We start from the raw sequence: 15,669 nt of genomic DNA, 5'->3' as shown, positions 1-15,669 counted from the left end.
TCACCGAGAACCTCCGGGGACCGCGTTGTACGGGAGCGGCAGCTCAGCGCGAGGCCCGGCCTCGGCGGGCGGGGCTCCGCTGCCGAATGGGCCCCTCCGGAATCCGAATGCGTAGTCGAGGAACGGCTGCAATGTCTGCGCCGGTGAGAAGTTCGGGACGTACGCGGTGTAGTAGCCGCCGCTGGAGACGGCTTCGGCGAGCGTGACCTGGTATTTCGCCAGGCCCGGTAATGCCTTGGCGATGTTGTCGCGGTTGCGTTCGAGCACCGCGTTCACCCGGTTGAGCCTTCCCAGCGTCGGTGCCAATTCCTTCTCGTTATCGGCGACGAGGCCGACCAGCTGCTTGGAGACGGCCGACGTGTTGGCGAGGAGGCCGACGATCGCCTGACGGCGCTCGACCAGCACGGCCAGAAGATCGTCGGCGTTGAGAATCAGGGTATTCACCTGCTGGCTGCGTTCAGACAGGATCCCGGTGACGTCCGCGGCGGACTTGAGAAGCTCGCCCAGTTTTTCGTCGCGGCTGTTCAGGGATCGGGACAACCGGGTGAGTCCGTCGAAGGCCGGGCCTAGTTGCGGCGCGATCTGATCGAGGGTCGTCGACAGGGTGTCCAGCGACTGGTTGAGCGCTTGGGTGTCGGTACCTGCGGTGTTCGTGGTCAGCTCGCCGACCGCATCGCTGAGCGAATACGGCGAGGACGTCCGCGACACCGGAATGGCGTCGGCGCGATTCAATGCCCCGCTGCCGGCTGATTCCAGACTCAACACCCGCTGCCCCAAGAGTGATCCGGTGCGGATGTGGGCGGAGGTCTCCGACCCGAGCGGGTATTTGCTGTCGATCGTGAACCCGACGAGGGCGTCTCCGTTGTCGAGCGAAACATCGGTCACGGCACCGACTTTGATGCCCGACAGGGTCACGTCGTTGCCGACGAAGATGCCGCCCGCCTCGGCGAACCGCGCCTGATATTGCAGCGACGTCGCATAGGACAGCAGCCGTTCCGGTTGCAGCCCTACGGCGATGACCAGGATGGCGAGGACGACGCCGATGAAGCCGGCGCGGACGAGGTTTGCGGCGCGATATTTCAGCATTACGGCTCAGCGCACCTTCCGTTTTCCTGTTTCACGAAGGGGAATAGGGAAGCCCTCCCTTGGAGGTCGGTGACGCGGATGGTGAGGTCACAGATGTAGTACTGCACGAACGAGCCGTAGGCGCCGATCCGCGCCAGTTTGCGGTAGTTGCCCGGCGACCTCTGCAACGCCCCGTCGAGAACCGACGTCTTGGCGTCGAGGTTGGGGGCCAGGCGATTCAGTTGATCGATGGTGCCTGCCAGCGGCGGCCGCGCTTGGGTGAGTAGATCCGCGAGGGACGCGGTGCCGTTGTCGAGCGAAGCGATGGCGGTACCGATCGGGTCGCGGTCTTGCGACAACCCGGTAATGAGCTTCTCGAGTCGGTCGATCGTGCCGGAGAACTGCTCGCCGTCCTTGGAGAGGGTGTCGAGGACGGTGTTGAGGTTGTCGATCAGATCCTCGACGGTCTGACTGTTGTCCGCCAACGTGTTGGTGAAGGACGCGGTCTTGGCCAACAGGGAATCGAGGGTGCCCTCCTGGCCCTGGAACACCTGCACCAGCGACGCGCTAAGCGCGTTGACGTCCTGCGCGTTCAGCCCCTGAATGACCGGTTTCAGGCCGCTGAGAAGAAGGTCCAGGTCGAGTGCGGGTTGGGTGCGGTCCACCGGGATCTGTGATCCGGGCGGCATCAACCGGGTCGAGCCGGGACCGTCGATGAGGTCGAGGAAGCGGTCGCCGGTGAGGTTGAGGTAGCGGATCGCGGCCTGGGTTCCGGTGGTCAGCGGAATCGCGCGGTCGGCGTCGAACTCGACGACCACCGTGCGATCCGGTTGCAGCGAGACGTCGGTCACCGTTCCCACCCGGATGCCTGCCACGCGTACCGTCTCCCCCGCCGCCAACCGCGAGGCGTCGGTGAAGACAGCAGAGTACCCGTTGGTGGATCCGGTCCGATACTGCCCGAAGGTGAAGAACAGGAACACCGTCAGCAGCGACATGATCGCCGCGAAGATGACGAACTTGATGATCGTGTTCCGCGAATCGGTCATCCGGGTTGTCCAATCTGCGCGGAATTTCGCGGTGGCCCCGAGATGGGTCCGAAGAGCGCCTGCTTGAGCGCGTCGGAGTTGAGCAGGACTCCCTGGTTTCCGTACTTCCACGGGTTGGCACCGACATCGGCGACCAGGAAGGGCGGGAACTTTCCGTTCGGCAACAGGGGCATCATCTGCGACTTACATTGCGGACCACCCGTGGCCGCCACCTTGGGCAGGTCATCGGGGTAGCGGTAGCGTTCGACGCCCAACGTGAAAGTGGACGACACGTCGACACCGGGTTTCTGCAACGGCAGCCACTTGAAGGAGGGAAACAGGCCTTCGATTCCGCATCTGAGGGCGTCGCTGTACTCGTTGGTCAGGTCGGTGGTGGGCACCAGCATCCGCAGGACGTCGGTGAGCGGTTGCCGGTTCTCGCCGAGCACGTCGTTGCCGACGTCGGCCAGTCCGATGGCGCTGACGAGGAACCTGTCGAGGTTGTCTTCCTGGTCGATCAGGGTGTTGCTCACCTTGGTGGTGTTGTCGAGGATGCTGATGAGATCAGGTGCCGCATCGGCGTACGCGTTGAGCGCGACCGGCGCGAGCTCGAGATCGCGGTTGATGTTGTCCAGACTCGGATTGATCTTGGTCAGGAACTGGTCGAAGTCGGTCACCGTCTGGCCCAGCTTCTCGCCGCGGCCGTTCAGCGCCCCCGAAACCGCTGCCAGGGTCTCGTTGAGCTTCACCGGGTCGATCGCCTTTAACACCGAGGTGAGCTGCTGGAAGACCGTGTTGATCTCGACGGTGACGTGTTGGACGTCGACCTGCTGTCCCTTGGCAAGCCTCTCCGCCGATGGATCGGGGGGCTCGACGAACTGCACGAACTTGGCGCCGAACACCGTGGACGACGTGATGTCCACGAGAACATTGGCCGGAATGTCCTTCAGCTGAGCCGGATCCATCGCCAGGTGGAGGACGGCCTTGCCGTCCGGTCGGGTCTCGATGGACTGCACCTTGCCGACCTGAACCCCGCGCATCTTGACCTTGGCTTCGGGGTTCATCACCAGGCCGGCACGTTCGGAGACGACCGTGACCGGCACGGTCTGGCCGAACCCACCCCGGAACATGACGATGGAGAAGACGACGACCGCGACGATGACGATGACGGTGGCCAGACCCGCCAGCGGGCGGACGGCATTGGACATCGATGTACCTCCCTAACCCGACAGGTTGAAGTTGCCGCTTGAGCCGTAGACCGCCAGCGAGATCAGCAGGGTCACCGACACCACGATGATCAACGAGGTCCGCACCGAGTTGCCCACGGCGACCCCGACACCGGACGGGCCACCGGTGGCGTAGAAGCCGTAGTAGGTGTGCACCAGCAAGATGGCCAGCGCCATCAGAAATGCCTGGAGGAACGACCACAACAGGTCGATCGGGTTCAGGAACGTCCCGAAGTAGTGGTCATACAGGCCACCGGACTGCCCGAAGAGCACGACGGTGGTGAACCGGCTGGCGATGAAGGACAGGATCACCGCGATTGAGTAGAGCGGCGTGACCGCGATCAACCCCGCCACGATGCGCGTGCTCACCAGGTATTCGATCGGCCGAATGCCCATCGACTCCAGCGCGTCGATCTCCTCGTTGATGCGCATCGCGCCCAATTGCGCGGTCACCCCGGCGCCGAAGGTGGCAGCCAGGCCGATACCTGCCACGACGGGTGCGGCGATGCGGACGTTGATGAACGCGGCCAGGAATCCAGTGAGCGCTTCGATGCCGATGTTGCCCAGCGAGCTGTAGCCCTGCACGGCCAGCGTGCCGCCGGTGGCCAGGGTCAGGAACCCGACGATCACCAGCGTTCCGCCGATCATGGCCAGAACGCCTGCGCCCATGCTGATCTCGGCGATCAGACGGATGATCTCCTTGCGGAAGTGCGCCGCCGCATGAGGTATCCCACCAATGGCCTTGCCGAAGAACAGCGTCTGATCCCCGATGCGACTTAACACCCCGACCGGACGGTTGAACGTCCGAAAGGCCCGGGGGTACGTGCCCCGCAGAACTTGCAAGGTTCCCATGGCCGGCCCCTACTTCGCCGTCAACTGAATGCCGATGGCCGTGACGACAACGTTGATCACGAACAGCGCCATGAACGCGAACACCACCGTCTCGTTGACCGCGTTACCGACGGCCTTGGCGCCGCCGCCGGTGATCGTCAGCCCGCGGTAGCAGGCGATGAGGCCGGCGAACAGACCGAACAACCCGGCCTTCACACAGGAGATGATGACCTCGGGAACACCGGTCAACAGCGTGATCCCGGCGGCGAACGCGCCTGGGTTCACATCCTGGACGAAGACCGAGAAGAAGTAGCCGCCGAGGATGCCGATGATCACCACCAGGCTGTTGAGCAGGAACGCCACCAAGCACGAGGCAAGCATGCGCGGCGTCACCAAGCGCTGTACCGGATTGATGCCCAGCACCTCCATGGCGTCGATCTCCTCCCGGATGGTGCGTGACCCCAGATCCGCGCACATCGCCGTCGCTCCCGCCCCGGCGACGATGAGAACCGTGACGAGCGGGCCGACCTGAGTGACGGCACCGAACGCGGCACCCGCCCCTGACAAGTCGGCCGCACCCAGTTCTCGCAGAAGGATGTTGAGGATGAAGCTCACCAACACCGTGAAGGGGATCGCGACCAACAAAGTCGGCACCAGCGACACCCGTGCCACGAACCAGCACTGCTCCAGGAACTCCCGCCACTGAAACGGCCGCACGAAGATGAACTTGAACGCATCCACGCCCATCGAGAACAAGCCGCCGACGGCCTGCATCGCCCCGGCGAACCCCTTGGGCAGGTAGATGCCCGGCGACCAGCGTTCCGGCCCCTTAACTGCCATTGGTTCCGGGTCCTTCCAGAATCGTCACGACTGGCCCTGCAGCCGAACCCCCGATGTTGAGCGCCAGTGCAATCCGGGCACCGCCGACGTGATTGACGGCCTCACCACAGAGTTCTTGGAACAACTCGACGCACTGTGCCACACCATTGGCACCCGGGGGGTGCGCTTTGGTCTTTAAACCTCGAGCGAGATTCACGGGCAACGAACTGCCGACGGTGGACATCTCCCTTCCGCAGCTGACGTCCGACTGCACGAGCCGCGCCATCGCGAAGACGTGGCCGGTCGTACTCACGGTAGCCCGGCGGGTAGTCGCCTCCGACTCATGTTGACGCATAGCGGATTCCGTCCCCGTGAAGTGCTCGGCCGCGACGACGAGAGCTGCGGCACAGTCACTTTGAGGACCGGGCTCAGCCAGGGACTGCTCGACGGTGATGTCGAATCGCAAGCGCGCCCGAGGATTGACGGCTCCGCGGCAACGGCCTGCGCATCCTCGACCGTCGCGTTCAGCGCGGGTCCTAACACCTCACCGGTCGCGGGGTTGAGGGATGCGAAGGTCCGCTCGGTCTCGAGGAGTTTCCCGTCGATCAGCATGCGCCGATCGCTGTTCGACCGAGGCGCGTGCGCACTCGAATCTGCGTGCCCGTCAGTGGGGATCGTCGGTGTCTGGCCCATCATCCTCCTCAGTATGATGGAAATTTCGTTCTCATCAGTGGCGAATCCTACATTCGCTCGATGAGAACACAAGCAGGCGTAGAGCACCTCGTCAAAGGGTCGGGAGGCTTGCGACGAGCACGGTTCTGGCGAACCGATCGGCTAGTTGTCTTGCGAGATCACCTTATTCGAGATTAGAGTTCTCAAATTCGGAAGCAGTATTCTTAACATATCGCACGACCGTCCCTGGAGGACCTAGCGGGAGGAACGCCGTCGTCACCGGAGTCGGTTCTGGCATCGGCGCGGCGATCGCGAACCGCCGCCTGCCCTCCGACGGCTATCACGCGCGACGCTCGATCTGAACCCCTCCGACGAGGAGTTCGCCTTCACGGCGGACGTGACCGACCGCGCGGCCATCGACGCAGCGCTGGACGGCATCCGTACCCAGCTGGGCACGGATCCTGGTGAACGCTGCCGGTCTGGACGGCTTCAAGCGCTTCCTCGACATCGACTTCGACACTTGGCGACGTGTCATCGACGTCAACCTGAACGGAGTCTTTCACTGCATCCAAGCGGCGCTGCCCGACATGGTCGAAGCGGGCTGGGGGCGCATCGTGAACATCTCTTCGTCGAGCACGCATTCGGGCACTCCCTACATGTCGCACTACGTATCGGCCAAGTCGCGGTCAACGGACTCAGCAAGAACTTGGCCCTCGAATACGGGTCTGCGGGCATCACGGTCAACGCGGTCCCGCCCGGTTTCATCGACACACCCATGCTGCGCAAAGCGGAGCGCCGCGGCTTCCTCGGCGACATCGAGAAGACCATCGAACAGACCCCGGTACGGCGGATCGGCAAGCCCGAGGACATCGCCGCCGCCTGCTCGTTCCTCATCTCCGACGAAGCCGGCTACATCACCGGCCAGATCCTCGGCGTCAACGGCGGCCGCAACATCTAACCCAACACCCAATGACCGAACAGGCTGACGAGAGGACAAACCATGGGACGTGTTGAGGGCAAGGTCGCATTCATCACGGGCGCCGCACGCGGGCAGGGGCGCAGTCACGCAATCCGGTTGGCCGAAGAGCGGACACGTGCACTCCAAGCGGGCGCTGTCCAACTTCGTCCACGACCTGGCCACCGAGCTGTCACCGCGCGGAATCCGGACCAACGTCGTGCACCCACCAAGTGCAACACGCCGATGCTGCAGAGCGATCCGATGTACCGGTCGTTCCGACCCGATCTGGAGCACCCGACGCCGAGCCGGTGTCCTACCGTGCAGCAGGCGATGAAGGTGGCGTTCATCGAACCCGAGGACATCAGCAACGCCGTGCTGTGGCTGGCCTCGGACGAGTCACGCTTCGTCACCGGCGCACAGCTGCGCGTCGACGCGGGCGGCTACCTCAAGTGGTACGACTACCACAACTGACGCCAATTAACTCTTGGACAACGGAACTCGCGATCTCGGAAGGGCGCCATGACCTTCGCCGACTTCTACGGTGCGTAGAAGGACTTCTACCACGACTGCGACGAGGAAACGGCAGGCTGGGCATTCGAACGCCTCGGCCGGGAGCGCTTCGGCGTTACGACGGTCACGCCGGTGTCGGTTGCCCGTTTCTGGGAGGCCGACCTGCCGCGCAGCCACATCCTCTGCTAGCAGGACAGATCGATACCGCGGTGGTTGGCCGATACGGTGGCACGGCGACTCGGCGTCGAGCAACTGACCATCGACGCATCGCACTCGCCGTTCCTGTCCAGGCCGGCAGAGCTTGCAAGACTCCGGTGCATGCCGCCACGACCATGCCAGTCGGGCCTCTCGTCCCCGACTAGAGCGTGAACCGTCCGGCGAACCCGCGCAGCGGGAGATCTGCACTGGTGAGCAATCCCGGCGGTGCCTCGACGACCGACGTGATCGAGTTGAGCGCTGGCATGCCCGTGACGGTCATCCCGATCGACGCGAAGTTGTCCGGGTTGGACAGGTCGACGCCGGGCCTGGGAAAGATCATGTGCTTGTTATAGATGCAGGGATCGCCCTTGATCTGAGTGATGTGGCAGCCCTTGATGTCCCAGCTCGGGTCGGTGTGCGGCGTCATCTGCCACTCCAAGTGGGTCTCCACTCTCGGCACCCCGCCGACCATGCCCTGGTACTTGATGTAGTTGCCGCCCAGCGATCCCTTCGGCAGGATGTACCAACCCAGGTCGACGTCCTTGGTGCAGGCGCCGAGTTCGTAGGTGAACTTGACTTCGTCGAGCTCCAGGCCGAAGCAGTCGGCCATCATCAGCACACTGTCGGCGAACACGCGGGTGTACTTCTCCAGCCTTCCGGGGATGTTCGGGTCTTCTACGGGCAACCCGTAGCCGACCTCGAGCCAGGTGTCCTTCGAATGGTGGCAGGACACGTCGACCGACTCGATGGTCGTGACGTTCTCGATGTCGGCGACGTCGGCCGAACACGCCACGCCCAGAATCTGATTCACGCCAGGGTTCATTCCGGTGCCATAGAAGGTCGAGCCGCCCTTCTCACACGCTTCGGCAAGGAGTTTCGACACCAGCTTGCCCGACGGGTGGGGATGATTCCTGTCCCGGTGCCAGCCGGTGATCCAGTCGGCGGTCGTGACGATGTCGATCCCGGCCTCGAGGACCTTCACGTAGAGATCCTCGTCGGGGAACACCCCGTGAAAAGTCAGCACGTCCGGCTTGGCGGCGATGATCTCTTCGATACTGCCGGTGGCCGTGACGCCGACGGGTCCGATGCCGACCAGCTCCCCGACGTCCCTGCCGACCTTGTCGGCCGAATAGCAATGCACCCCAATCAACTTTAGATCGGGCTGGGTCTGGATGCGCTTGATCATCTCGCTGCCCACGTTGCCGGTGGCAACCTGGAAGACCTTGATCGGCAGGGTGGCGGGTTTGGTCATGCGATCGCCTTTCTCGGAACGTCGTCGTTGTCGGGTTGGGTCAGGATTGTGCGGCGGCGGCTAACTCGGCTGCGCTGCCGCCCCTGCCGTCGGGATAGAACTTCTTGGCCCACTTGCGGATTGCGGTGAATCCCTCCCGCTCGGAGTTCGCCAGGGCCGGCGGATCGGAGTAGCGCTGGTGGGCCCAGATATGGACGTCCTGGCTGAACTGCCGGATGACTTCTTCCCCGAAAGCCCTTGCCTTCGTCTCGGCACGCCCCGGGTCCTTCTCGGCAGTCCGCCCGCCCGGCCGCCCGATGTAGACCATGAACCGGACGTCCGAGGTGAATTCGTCGACCGGGGTAACGGCCGAGATCGTGCGGTTGTCGACCATGCCCCAACTCTTGGTGACGGCGATGCCCAGCCCACCGTTGATGGCCTCGACGCCACTGTTGACGTCTTCGATCTTCTGACCGTCGTCGCCCTCGAAGGTGATGGTGAAGTCGACGTACGAGACGGGGTCGGCGAAGTCGTGACGCGTGAACACCGGGACGATCGGCGTGTCGTGGACGTACTTGAAGTGGGCGAAGTCCACACCGTTCTCCAGCACGTATTGCGGGTGCAGCTCCAGCCCCTGCCGGAACAGTCGCTGCTGGGGGTAATACGCGCCGAGGCTGCTGCCGTCAGCGAAGCTTGCGAACACGTCGGGCGCATCGAAGAACGGCGTGCGGCCGTCAAGGTCGTGCCAGACGTAGACGGACTGGTTGCACTCGGTCACCGGGTAGGTCGTGATGCGTCGGCCGCGATTGGGGCGGTCCTCGTAGGGGATGCAGACGTTGCGACCCTCCTGGTTCCACTGCCAGCCATGAAACGGGCACTGCAACACCTCGCCGACGACCGTGCCGCCGAAACCGAGGTGGGCGCCGAGGTGTTCGCAGTAGGCGTTCATCACCGTCAGCTGACCCGATTCCGCACGCCAGGCGATCATCTCCTGGCCGAAGTACTTCATCGTGTGGACGTCGCCGACGCCGATCTCCTCGGACCATGCCACCTGGAACCATCCGGTCGGCTTCATCGACAACGGCGGCTTCGCCATCTTCGCTTCCCTTCCTTGTGTGTGCGCCCGCGTCGAATGGTAGATACTTCGATGAAAAAATGACAGCGGGTTCTGTGAAACTTGCCTAGCCGATACGATCGGCTCATGACCGAGGCGGGAATCGTGGGGCGGCGCACCAACCGCCGTGGCCTCGCGACCCGCGAGAACATTCTCGAGGCGGCGCTGAAGTCACTCGCCTCTGGACAGCCGGGATCGGTGTCGGCAAACCGCATCGCCAAGGACGTCGGTGCCACCTGGGGTGCCGTGAAGTACCAGTTCGGCGACATCGACGGCTTCTGGGCGGCGGTCCTTCACCGCACCGCCGAACGCAGGGCCGGCCTGCTGTCCACGCCCGTGGAACCGGATACGTCTTTGCATCGGCGCGTGGGTCGCATCGTCGACACCCTGTATCACGGTCTGTCGTCGGCAGATTCACGCGCAATCGAGAATCTCCGGGCGGCGTTGCCTCGTGATCCCGACGAGCTCGAGCGGCTCTACCCGCGAACGGCTGCGGAGCTTGCCTCCTGGAGCAAGAGTTGGCTCGAGACCTGCCAGAGGGCATTCGTCGGCCTCGACATCGCACCCGAGAGAGTGCACGGAGTGGCCACGCTCATCCCGGGAGCGATGCGGGGTCTTGTCTCGGAACGCCAACTGGGTTCCTATGCCGATCTCGACGTCGCCAGGGAAACGCTGACCAAGGCCCTCGTCGCCTACCTGTCTCAGTCGCCGGTAGACGGCTAGGGCCCCGAACCTCAGAAGCCGGAGACGATGACCCCGTTGCACTCCGCGCCTGCGATGGTGCCTGCGAACGAGTGGATGAAGCGGTCGGCCCAACAGCCTGCGTACGCGTAGAGGTCGAGCGGCACGCACGGGGCGGTCATGTGCTGGTGATTGAGTCCCTATGCGCCTCGCGAGTCGAGTGCGCGTTCCGTGGCCGCCTACACCGTCTCGGCGCCGAGGAGCTTCAACACTGACAGCGCGGGAACACGTTCGGCCTTGGTACGCAGCGATGCCAGATCGGAACCGGCGCCTGGCTCGCTCATGCCCAACACAGCCGTCATCTCGGCGCGCAGGATCGGTATCGCCCACTTCTGCTGCTGCCGAAGGTGATGAGCGACGCCGCGATGATCCCGACGTCTCGTGAGTTGAAGCTCGGAACGATCCTGCGGCGGGCCATCTCCGTCTGGTGAACGTGCTGCTGGAGGATCGTTGCGTTGCGGCCGCCGAACTCCGGCGGGTTGCCCGGCACCAGCCAGCCGGCGTTGAACAACATCCGCTGCCACCGACGGGCCCAGTCCGGCACGTGCGAGGACGACCGCGGCCGTTCGAGCGCTCTGCGTCGGCGGGGGCGTTCTGTTCGAACGCCACGAAGTCGGTGAGGAAGATCTCGACCTGGGGATCGAACGTCAGCTGCACTTACTCCTTGGAATGCGCCTTTCCCCAAGAGACTTCTCTTAATAGTCTTGATTAGGGAAACGAGAATAATATTCTCAGGATGAGAAAGTTACAATCTCAGGCACGCTTAACCCAAGGAAGGCCAGAGCATGATGCAGAGGCGTTCTCCGGTACAGTCCATGCATGTTCTCCGGGATCGGCCCACGTCAGAGGCACCGGTGACTACCAGTCCTAGCGAAGAACCGGCGTGGAAGCAGCGCGCGGTCGAACGTTCCATCAAGACCGCGAAATTGCGTGCCGCACAGCGGGTGCAGCGCTTTCTCGATGCCGCCCAGGCGATCATCATCGAAAAGGGCAGCACCGACTTCACCGTGCAAGAGGTCGTCGATCGCTCGCGCCAGTCTCTGCGCAGCTTCTACCTCCAGTTCGACGGCAAACACGAACTTCTGCTCGCGCTCTTCGAAGATGCGTTGAGCCGCTCGGCCGACCAGATCCGCGCCGCGACCTCGGGCCAGATGGATCCGTTGGAGCGGCTCAAGGTGGCCGTTCAACTGCTCTTCGAGTCGTCCCGTCCGGACCCGGCAGCAAAGCTCCCCTTGTTCACCGACTTCGCGCCCAGGCTGCTGGTATCGCATGCGCCGGAGGTCAAGGTGGCTCATGCGCCGCTTCTGATGCTTCTGACGGAGCTGATGGAAGACGCGGCCGCTGCGGGCAAACTTCGCCCAAGCATCAACCCCAAGCGCATCGCCGCCATGACCATGCAGACTGCAATGTTCGTCGCTCAGTCGAGTGGCTCCGATGACGAGGCCAACAAGCCGATTTCGGCGGACGAAGTCTGGGACTTCGTGGCTCGAGGTTTCGCCGCCGACTAATCCGAGAATTGCATTCTCCTTCTCGGAGAGTTCCGCTTGTAATGGTCGAGTGCCCGATACCTGGTCAGACCTGCTGGGGTGTCTGCGGTTCGACGGCGACGGCTCGGAGATCCGCTTCACCGGCCACAAACAACACCTCGAGTACTACCGCGTCTTCGGCGGACAACTGCTAGCCCAGTTCGTCCGAGCCGCCTCCCTGTGGAGGGCCGCGCCGGTGAAGCCGTCGAGTACGACGTCACCCGGCATCACGAGGGCCGGTCATTTAGCACGCTGTCCATCACGGCGAGGCAGACGAAGGGACCGATGGCCTCCTGTCGCCTGGTACCGCCAAGAGTCGAATCGCGCATGACGAACTGAGGGACAGTGCAACCGATTCCGACCTACCGGGTAGTCCAGTGGTCCACCGGCACCATCGGAATCCGGTCGATTCGCGGAATCGTCGACCACCCCGACCTGGAACTGGTCGGCGTCTACGTCCACGGCAGCGACAAGGGCAAGATGCCGGTGACCTGTCCGGGTTGTCGCCGACCGGCGTCCTCGCGACCGACGACGCCGAGGCCATCGTGGACATTGCGCCGGACTGCGTGCTCTACATGCCCAACGCGATGCCCAACGCGCCGGACGTCGATCAGATCTGCCGATTGCTCGCCGCTGCATCAAACGTCGTCACGACGTGCGGCCTCTTGCACCATCCCGCCTCGATGGACCGTGCGACGCACGCCAAGGTCACCGCCGCGCGCCAAGCCGGCGGAACCTCGGTCCACAGCACGGCCGAAAGATGTTGTCTCTGAACCACTTCGACGCCAATGAGTGAGTCCGCCTGGTCGGTACCGAAAACGTCACGTCCCCCACCGTCGTGCCGACCATGCTCGACCGCATCGTCGCCGTGCTCGAATCCACCAGCGCCACGCTGCCCTCCCCGCGCACTCTGGCCTACGGCGGATCCAAGGTTGCCCTCCCGCTGGTCCGCAAGGCGCTGTCCTTGCTGCCGGCGGTCGGGTTCGGTTCGTCAACGGCTACGGGCTCACCGAGACCGCCGCGCGACGCGTCGCCTCGGTCGGCCAACCCGTTCCCGGCATCGAGGTCCAGATCCGCGCAGACGACGGCACCGTGCTTGGCCCCGGCCACACCGGCGAGCTCTACGTCCGCGGCGAACAGGTCTCTAGCCCATCAGATCGCGGCTAAACCACGTGCCGACCGACCCATCAGGCATTCTTAGCGCGTGAACGTCGACGCCCTGCTGCAGACCATCCCGCCGTTGGCGGTGTACCTCGTGGTCGGCGTGGTGATCGGGTTGGAGAGCCTGGGCATTCCGCTGCCTGGCGAGATCGCCCTCGTCAGCGCTGCGCTCCTCGCCTCACGACACACCCTCGACATCAACCCCGCGGGCGTCGCCGCCGCGGCCACCATCGGCGCGATCATCGGTGACACGATCGGGTACAGCATCGGCCATCGCTACGGCATGTCGCTCTTCGAACGGCTGGGCAGCCGCTTCCCCAAGCACTTTGGCCCCGGCCACGTCGCCTTGGCCAAGCAGCTCTTCACCCGGTGGGGCGTGTGGGCGGTGTTCTTCGGACGCTTCATCGCGCTGCTCCGCATCTTCGCAGGGCCGCTCGCGGGAGCGCTGAAGATGCCGTACCGAAAATTTTTGGCCGCCAATGCATCTGGTGCCCTGTTTTGGGCGGGAGGCACCACTGCCGTCGTGTACTACCTTGGCCTGGCCGCGGAGAAATGGCTGTCCCGGTTCTCCTGGGTCGCGCTGGTCCTCGCCGTGGTGATCGGCGTCGCCTTCACGCTGGTGATGAAGGAACGGACCGCCACTGCGATCGCCAAGTTGGAGGACGAGCACGACTGGGACACGCTCAGGAAGATCTAGCGAGATCCCGCCGGCGTCACGGCACGACACGCCCCGAGCGCGCGGAGGCAGCATTCACGACGTCGTCGGTGAAGCGTTCCAGCACCAGAGCCTGCGTCGCAGCCAGATGCCTGCGCGCAATCGACTTCGCCTCGTCGGCGTGCCCGGCGGCAATCTCGTCGACGAGCCGTCGATGGGTACGCACCGCACCCCGTGCGGCAGTCGGCGAGGGGTATTCACCGAGCTTGGTCCGTGTCGGCGCCCACTGCCGTTCCTGAGCCGACCAGAGTGCGACGAGGCTTCGCACCACGTAGAGCATCGTGTCGTTCGGGGTGGACGCAGCAACGACGAGGTCGTGGAACTCGCGCGCGATGCGCGTGAAGGCGACGCCGTCGGACACCGCGTCCGCGGAGGCATCGACGTTGGCGGTCAGCGCGGGGACGACGGCAGTACCACGGTCCGTGCGCCGGGCCACCTCGCCAGCGCACAACGGTTCGAGCAGCAGCAGTCCCTGGTGATACGCGCCCGACGATTGATCGGGTCGGTGCACCTCCGCGCCTCCGATGCTGCCCCGTCGCACGGTGACCAGTCCCCCGGTCTCGAGGATCCGCGATGCTTCGCGCACAGACGGATAGCTCACCACGAAGTCGCTCACCAGCTGGTCCTGGGTGGGAAGGCGGTCACCCATCCGCCCCGTGAGGATGCCCTCGCGCAGCTCGCTCGCGACCCCGCCGATCTGGAGGTCGCATAGACGTTCTGTCACCTCCTCGCCGAGCGCGGCCTGCTATGCATGTCGTGGCCGCCAGGGTTCGGGGGGGCGCGGGTCGTCCGTCTGGGAGCAGACCGTGGTGCGTGAGGAGATGTGGGCCCACCACGAACCCCGCGGCGCGCAGTACACGGGCGTGAACTGGGTGGGGCCGACGCTCATGCGCCATGGCACCGCCGAAGAACAGTTCAGGCACTTGCCGCCGATCGCACTGGGCGAGGTCATCTGGTGTGAGGGATTCAGTGAACCCGAGGCCGGCTCGGACCTGGCCTCGCTCCGCACGGCGGCCACACGCGACGGCGACGGATGGCGAATCAACGGCCAGAAGATCTGGACGTCGTACGCCACCATGGCGTAGTGGTGCTTCGTGCTCGCGCGAACGACCAAGTGGGAGAAGAACACCACCAAGAAGCAGGCAGGGCTGACCATCTTCCTGGTGCCGATGGACGACCCCGCCATCACCGTGCGGCCGATCGGCTGCATGATGGCCCGCATCACCAACCAGGTTTTCATCGACGACCTCCGGGTGACCGAGGCCGACATTCTCGGGATACTCGACGACGGCTGGTCGACCGTCGCCGACGTGTTGTCGTTCGAACGTCTCGGCATCGCCCGCCATACCCGGTGCGAACGACTGCTGCAGATGGCGCCCGAGCAGCTTGGCGAACGCTGGGCTGGCCTGCCCGCTGAACTGCGCGGTCGGTGGACCCAGATGCTCACCCACTGCCGCCGCGCGCGACTGCTCGCCTATCGCCTGGTGTCGCTGCAGAGCGAGGGGCGCGTGCAGCCCACCGACGTCGCGGCCTACCGCATCGCCGTCACGAAGCTGGACCACGACAGCGCCGAGGTCCTGATGGAGATCGCCGCCGAAGCGCCGGAGGAGGGCACCGCGTTGTTCCGTGGCGAGGTCGAAGACCACTGGCCCTGCTCGCAGGCCTCCACCGTCTCGTTGGGCAGCATCGAGATGCAACGCGTCCTGCTGTCGCGATACCTGCTGGGGGCACGATGATCACCGACCTTGGCGACGAGGCGAAGGAGTTTGGGCGCCAGGCTCTTCGGGCCTTTGAAGCGGCCGGCGGCGATGAGCTGGTGCAGCGGGCCGAAGCCGACCCGGCGGTACGCGAGGCACTCGTTGGAGGCTCGCTCTACG

General features: G+C 64.5%; 14 protein-coding genes and 8 pseudogenes. 11 read left to right on the top strand and 11 right to left on the bottom strand.

Annotation, left to right across the window (positions count from 1 at the left end; all coding sequences use genetic code 11):
* The 6 genes from VET27_RS10680 to VET27_RS10655 are packed head-to-tail and all read right to left on the bottom strand — an operon-like array spanning position 1 to position 5,210.
* Complete coding sequence (locus VET27_RS10680) at positions 1-1,086, bottom strand: MCE family protein (protein WP_526517803.1); 1,086 nt, start codon at positions 1,084-1,086, stop codon at positions 1-3.
* A complete protein-coding gene (locus VET27_RS10675) occupies positions 1,086-2,111 on the bottom strand; it encodes an MCE family protein (RefSeq protein WP_526517801.1) in 1,026 nt (341 codons plus the stop codon). The genes VET27_RS10680 and VET27_RS10675 overlap by 1 nt, the downstream gene beginning before the upstream one ends.
* Positions 2,108-3,298, bottom strand: coding sequence for an MCE family protein (locus VET27_RS10670; protein ID WP_526517799.1), 1,191 nt, complete (start codon positions 3,296-3,298; stop codon positions 2,108-2,110). Before VET27_RS10670 ends, VET27_RS10675 begins: the two co-directional genes overlap by 4 nt.
* Before the next feature lie 12 nt (positions 3,299-3,310).
* Complete coding sequence (locus VET27_RS10665; protein ID WP_526517797.1) at positions 3,311-4,168, bottom strand: MlaE family ABC transporter permease; 858 nt, start codon at positions 4,166-4,168, stop codon at positions 3,311-3,313.
* Positions 4,169-4,177: 9 nt separating this feature from the next.
* Complete coding sequence (locus tag VET27_RS10660; protein WP_526517795.1) at positions 4,178-4,987, bottom strand: MlaE family ABC transporter permease; 810 nt, start codon at positions 4,985-4,987, stop codon at positions 4,178-4,180.
* The gene (locus VET27_RS10655; RefSeq protein WP_526517883.1) at positions 4,977-5,210 is read right to left on the bottom strand and encodes a thiolase C-terminal domain-containing protein; all 234 of its coding nucleotides are present in this window, start codon (positions 5,208-5,210) and stop codon (positions 4,977-4,979) included. Before VET27_RS10655 ends, VET27_RS10660 begins: the two co-directional genes overlap by 11 nt.
* Positions 5,211-5,934: 724 nt before the next feature.
* On the opposite strand from VET27_RS10655, the pseudogene VET27_RS10650 reads away from it, so the two are divergent.
* The 4 pseudogenes from VET27_RS10650 to VET27_RS10635 all read left to right on the top strand — a co-directional run.
* Positions 5,935-6,596 (top strand): annotated as a pseudogene (locus VET27_RS10650) (SDR family NAD(P)-dependent oxidoreductase).
* Positions 6,597-6,638: 42 nt separating this feature from the next.
* A pseudogene (locus VET27_RS10645) lies at positions 6,639-6,725 on the top strand (SDR family mycofactocin-dependent oxidoreductase); the annotation flags it as partial.
* Positions 6,726-6,729: 4 nt separating this feature from the next.
* Positions 6,730-7,067 (top strand): annotated as a pseudogene (locus tag VET27_RS10640) (SDR family oxidoreductase); the annotation flags it as partial.
* Between the two features lie 42 nt (positions 7,068-7,109).
* Positions 7,110-7,468, top strand: a pseudogene (locus VET27_RS10635) (alpha/beta fold hydrolase); the annotation flags it as partial.
* On the opposite strand, the gene VET27_RS10630 reads toward VET27_RS10635, so the two are convergent.
* Both VET27_RS10630 and VET27_RS10625 read right to left on the bottom strand, forming a co-directional pair.
* Positions 7,465-8,556, bottom strand: coding sequence for an NAD(P)H-dependent amine dehydrogenase family protein (locus VET27_RS10630; protein WP_526517793.1), 1,092 nt, complete (start codon positions 8,554-8,556; stop codon positions 7,465-7,467). The pseudogene VET27_RS10635 and the gene VET27_RS10630 sit on opposite strands and share 4 nt — an antisense overlap.
* Positions 8,557-8,596: 40 nt before the next feature.
* Positions 8,597-9,631 (bottom strand): Rieske 2Fe-2S domain-containing protein, encoded by a 1,035-nt coding sequence (locus VET27_RS10625; RefSeq protein ID WP_526517791.1) that lies wholly within the window; start codon positions 9,629-9,631, stop codon positions 8,597-8,599.
* 105 nt (positions 9,632-9,736) lie between these two features.
* On the opposite strand from VET27_RS10625, the gene VET27_RS10620 reads away from it, so the two are divergent.
* A complete protein-coding gene (locus VET27_RS10620) occupies positions 9,737-10,372 on the top strand; it encodes a TetR/AcrR family transcriptional regulator (RefSeq protein WP_526517789.1) in 636 nt (211 codons plus the stop codon).
* A gap of 11 nt (positions 10,373-10,383) precedes the next feature.
* Here the strand turns inward: VET27_RS10620 and VET27_RS10615 are convergent, their stop codons facing one another.
* Entirely contained in the window at positions 10,384-10,512 is a 129-nt protein-coding gene (locus VET27_RS10615) for a hypothetical protein (protein ID WP_526517787.1), read from the bottom strand.
* A 111-nt stretch (positions 10,513-10,623) separates the two neighbouring features.
* Positions 10,624-11,047: pseudogene (locus VET27_RS10610) on the bottom strand (acyl-CoA dehydrogenase family protein); the annotation flags it as partial.
* A gap of 131 nt (positions 11,048-11,178) precedes the next feature.
* Here VET27_RS10610 and VET27_RS10605 point away from each other — a divergent pair.
* The 4 genes and pseudogenes from VET27_RS10605 to VET27_RS10590 all read left to right on the top strand — a co-directional run bounded on the left by VET27_RS10605 (position 11,179) and on the right by VET27_RS10590 (position 13,774).
* Complete coding sequence (locus VET27_RS10605; RefSeq protein WP_526517785.1) at positions 11,179-11,898, top strand: TetR/AcrR family transcriptional regulator; 720 nt, start codon at positions 11,179-11,181, stop codon at positions 11,896-11,898.
* Between the two features lie 518 nt (positions 11,899-12,416).
* Positions 12,417-12,689, top strand: coding sequence for a hypothetical protein (locus VET27_RS10600; protein ID WP_526517889.1), 273 nt, complete (start codon positions 12,417-12,419; stop codon positions 12,687-12,689).
* Positions 12,668-13,062 (top strand): annotated as a pseudogene (locus VET27_RS10595) (AMP-binding protein); the annotation flags it as partial. The gene VET27_RS10600 and the pseudogene VET27_RS10595, both read left to right, overlap by 22 nt.
* A 58-nt stretch (positions 13,063-13,120) precedes the next feature.
* Positions 13,121-13,774 carry a VTT domain-containing protein gene (locus tag VET27_RS10590; protein ID WP_526517783.1) on the top strand — a complete coding sequence of 218 codons (654 nt, stop codon included), beginning with the start codon at positions 13,121-13,123 and terminating at the stop codon, positions 13,772-13,774.
* Between the two features lie 16 nt (positions 13,775-13,790).
* Here VET27_RS10590 and VET27_RS10585 read toward each other — a convergent pair whose 3' ends face one another.
* Positions 13,791-14,456 carry a FadR/GntR family transcriptional regulator gene (locus tag VET27_RS10585; RefSeq protein ID WP_526517881.1) on the bottom strand — a complete coding sequence of 222 codons (666 nt, stop codon included), beginning with the start codon at positions 14,454-14,456 and terminating at the stop codon, positions 13,791-13,793.
* Between VET27_RS10585 and VET27_RS10580 the strand changes: the two are divergent.
* Positions 14,418-15,528 (top strand): annotated as a pseudogene (locus VET27_RS10580) (acyl-CoA dehydrogenase family protein). The gene VET27_RS10585 and the pseudogene VET27_RS10580 sit on opposite strands and share 39 nt — an antisense overlap.
* Positions 15,525-15,669 (top strand): annotated as a pseudogene (locus VET27_RS10575) (acyl-CoA dehydrogenase family protein); the annotation flags it as partial. The pseudogenes VET27_RS10580 and VET27_RS10575, both read left to right, overlap by 4 nt.

Source organism: Mycobacterium sp., from assembly GCF_035633495.1.
Classification (GTDB): Bacteria; Actinomycetota; Actinomycetes; order Mycobacteriales; family Mycobacteriaceae; genus Mycobacterium.
The sequence above is the reverse complement of the archived record's forward strand: the minus strand, read 5'-3'. Positions and strand labels throughout refer to the sequence as shown.

Coding starts and splice junctions, on each gene's coding strand:
- VET27_RS10660 (WP_526517795.1), bottom strand. CDS start 4,987: ATGGCAGTTAAGGGGCCGGAACGCTGGTCGCCGGGCATCTACCTGCCC.
- VET27_RS10675 (WP_526517801.1), bottom strand. CDS start 2,111: ATGACCGATTCGCGGAACACGATCATCAAGTTCGTCATCTTCGCGGCG.
- VET27_RS10630 (WP_526517793.1), bottom strand. CDS start 8,556: ATGACCAAACCCGCCACCCTGCCGATCAAGGTCTTCCAGGTTGCCACC.
- VET27_RS10615 (WP_526517787.1), bottom strand. CDS start 10,512: ATGACCGCCCCGTGCGTGCCGCTCGACCTCTACGCGTACGCAGGCTGT.
- VET27_RS10605 (WP_526517785.1), top strand. CDS start 11,179: ATGCAGAGGCGTTCTCCGGTACAGTCCATGCATGTTCTCCGGGATCGG.
- VET27_RS10620 (WP_526517789.1), top strand. CDS start 9,737: ATGACCGAGGCGGGAATCGTGGGGCGGCGCACCAACCGCCGTGGCCTC.
- VET27_RS10670 (WP_526517799.1), bottom strand. CDS start 3,298: ATGTCCAATGCCGTCCGCCCGCTGGCGGGTCTGGCCACCGTCATCGTC.
- VET27_RS10655 (WP_526517883.1), bottom strand. CDS start 5,210: ATGTCCACCGTCGGCAGTTCGTTGCCCGTGAATCTCGCTCGAGGTTTA.
- VET27_RS10665 (WP_526517797.1), bottom strand. CDS start 4,168: ATGGGAACCTTGCAAGTTCTGCGGGGCACGTACCCCCGGGCCTTTCGG.
- VET27_RS10680 (WP_526517803.1), bottom strand. CDS start 1,086: ATGCTGAAATATCGCGCCGCAAACCTCGTCCGCGCCGGCTTCATCGGC.
- VET27_RS10625 (WP_526517791.1), bottom strand. CDS start 9,631: ATGGCGAAGCCGCCGTTGTCGATGAAGCCGACCGGATGGTTCCAGGTG.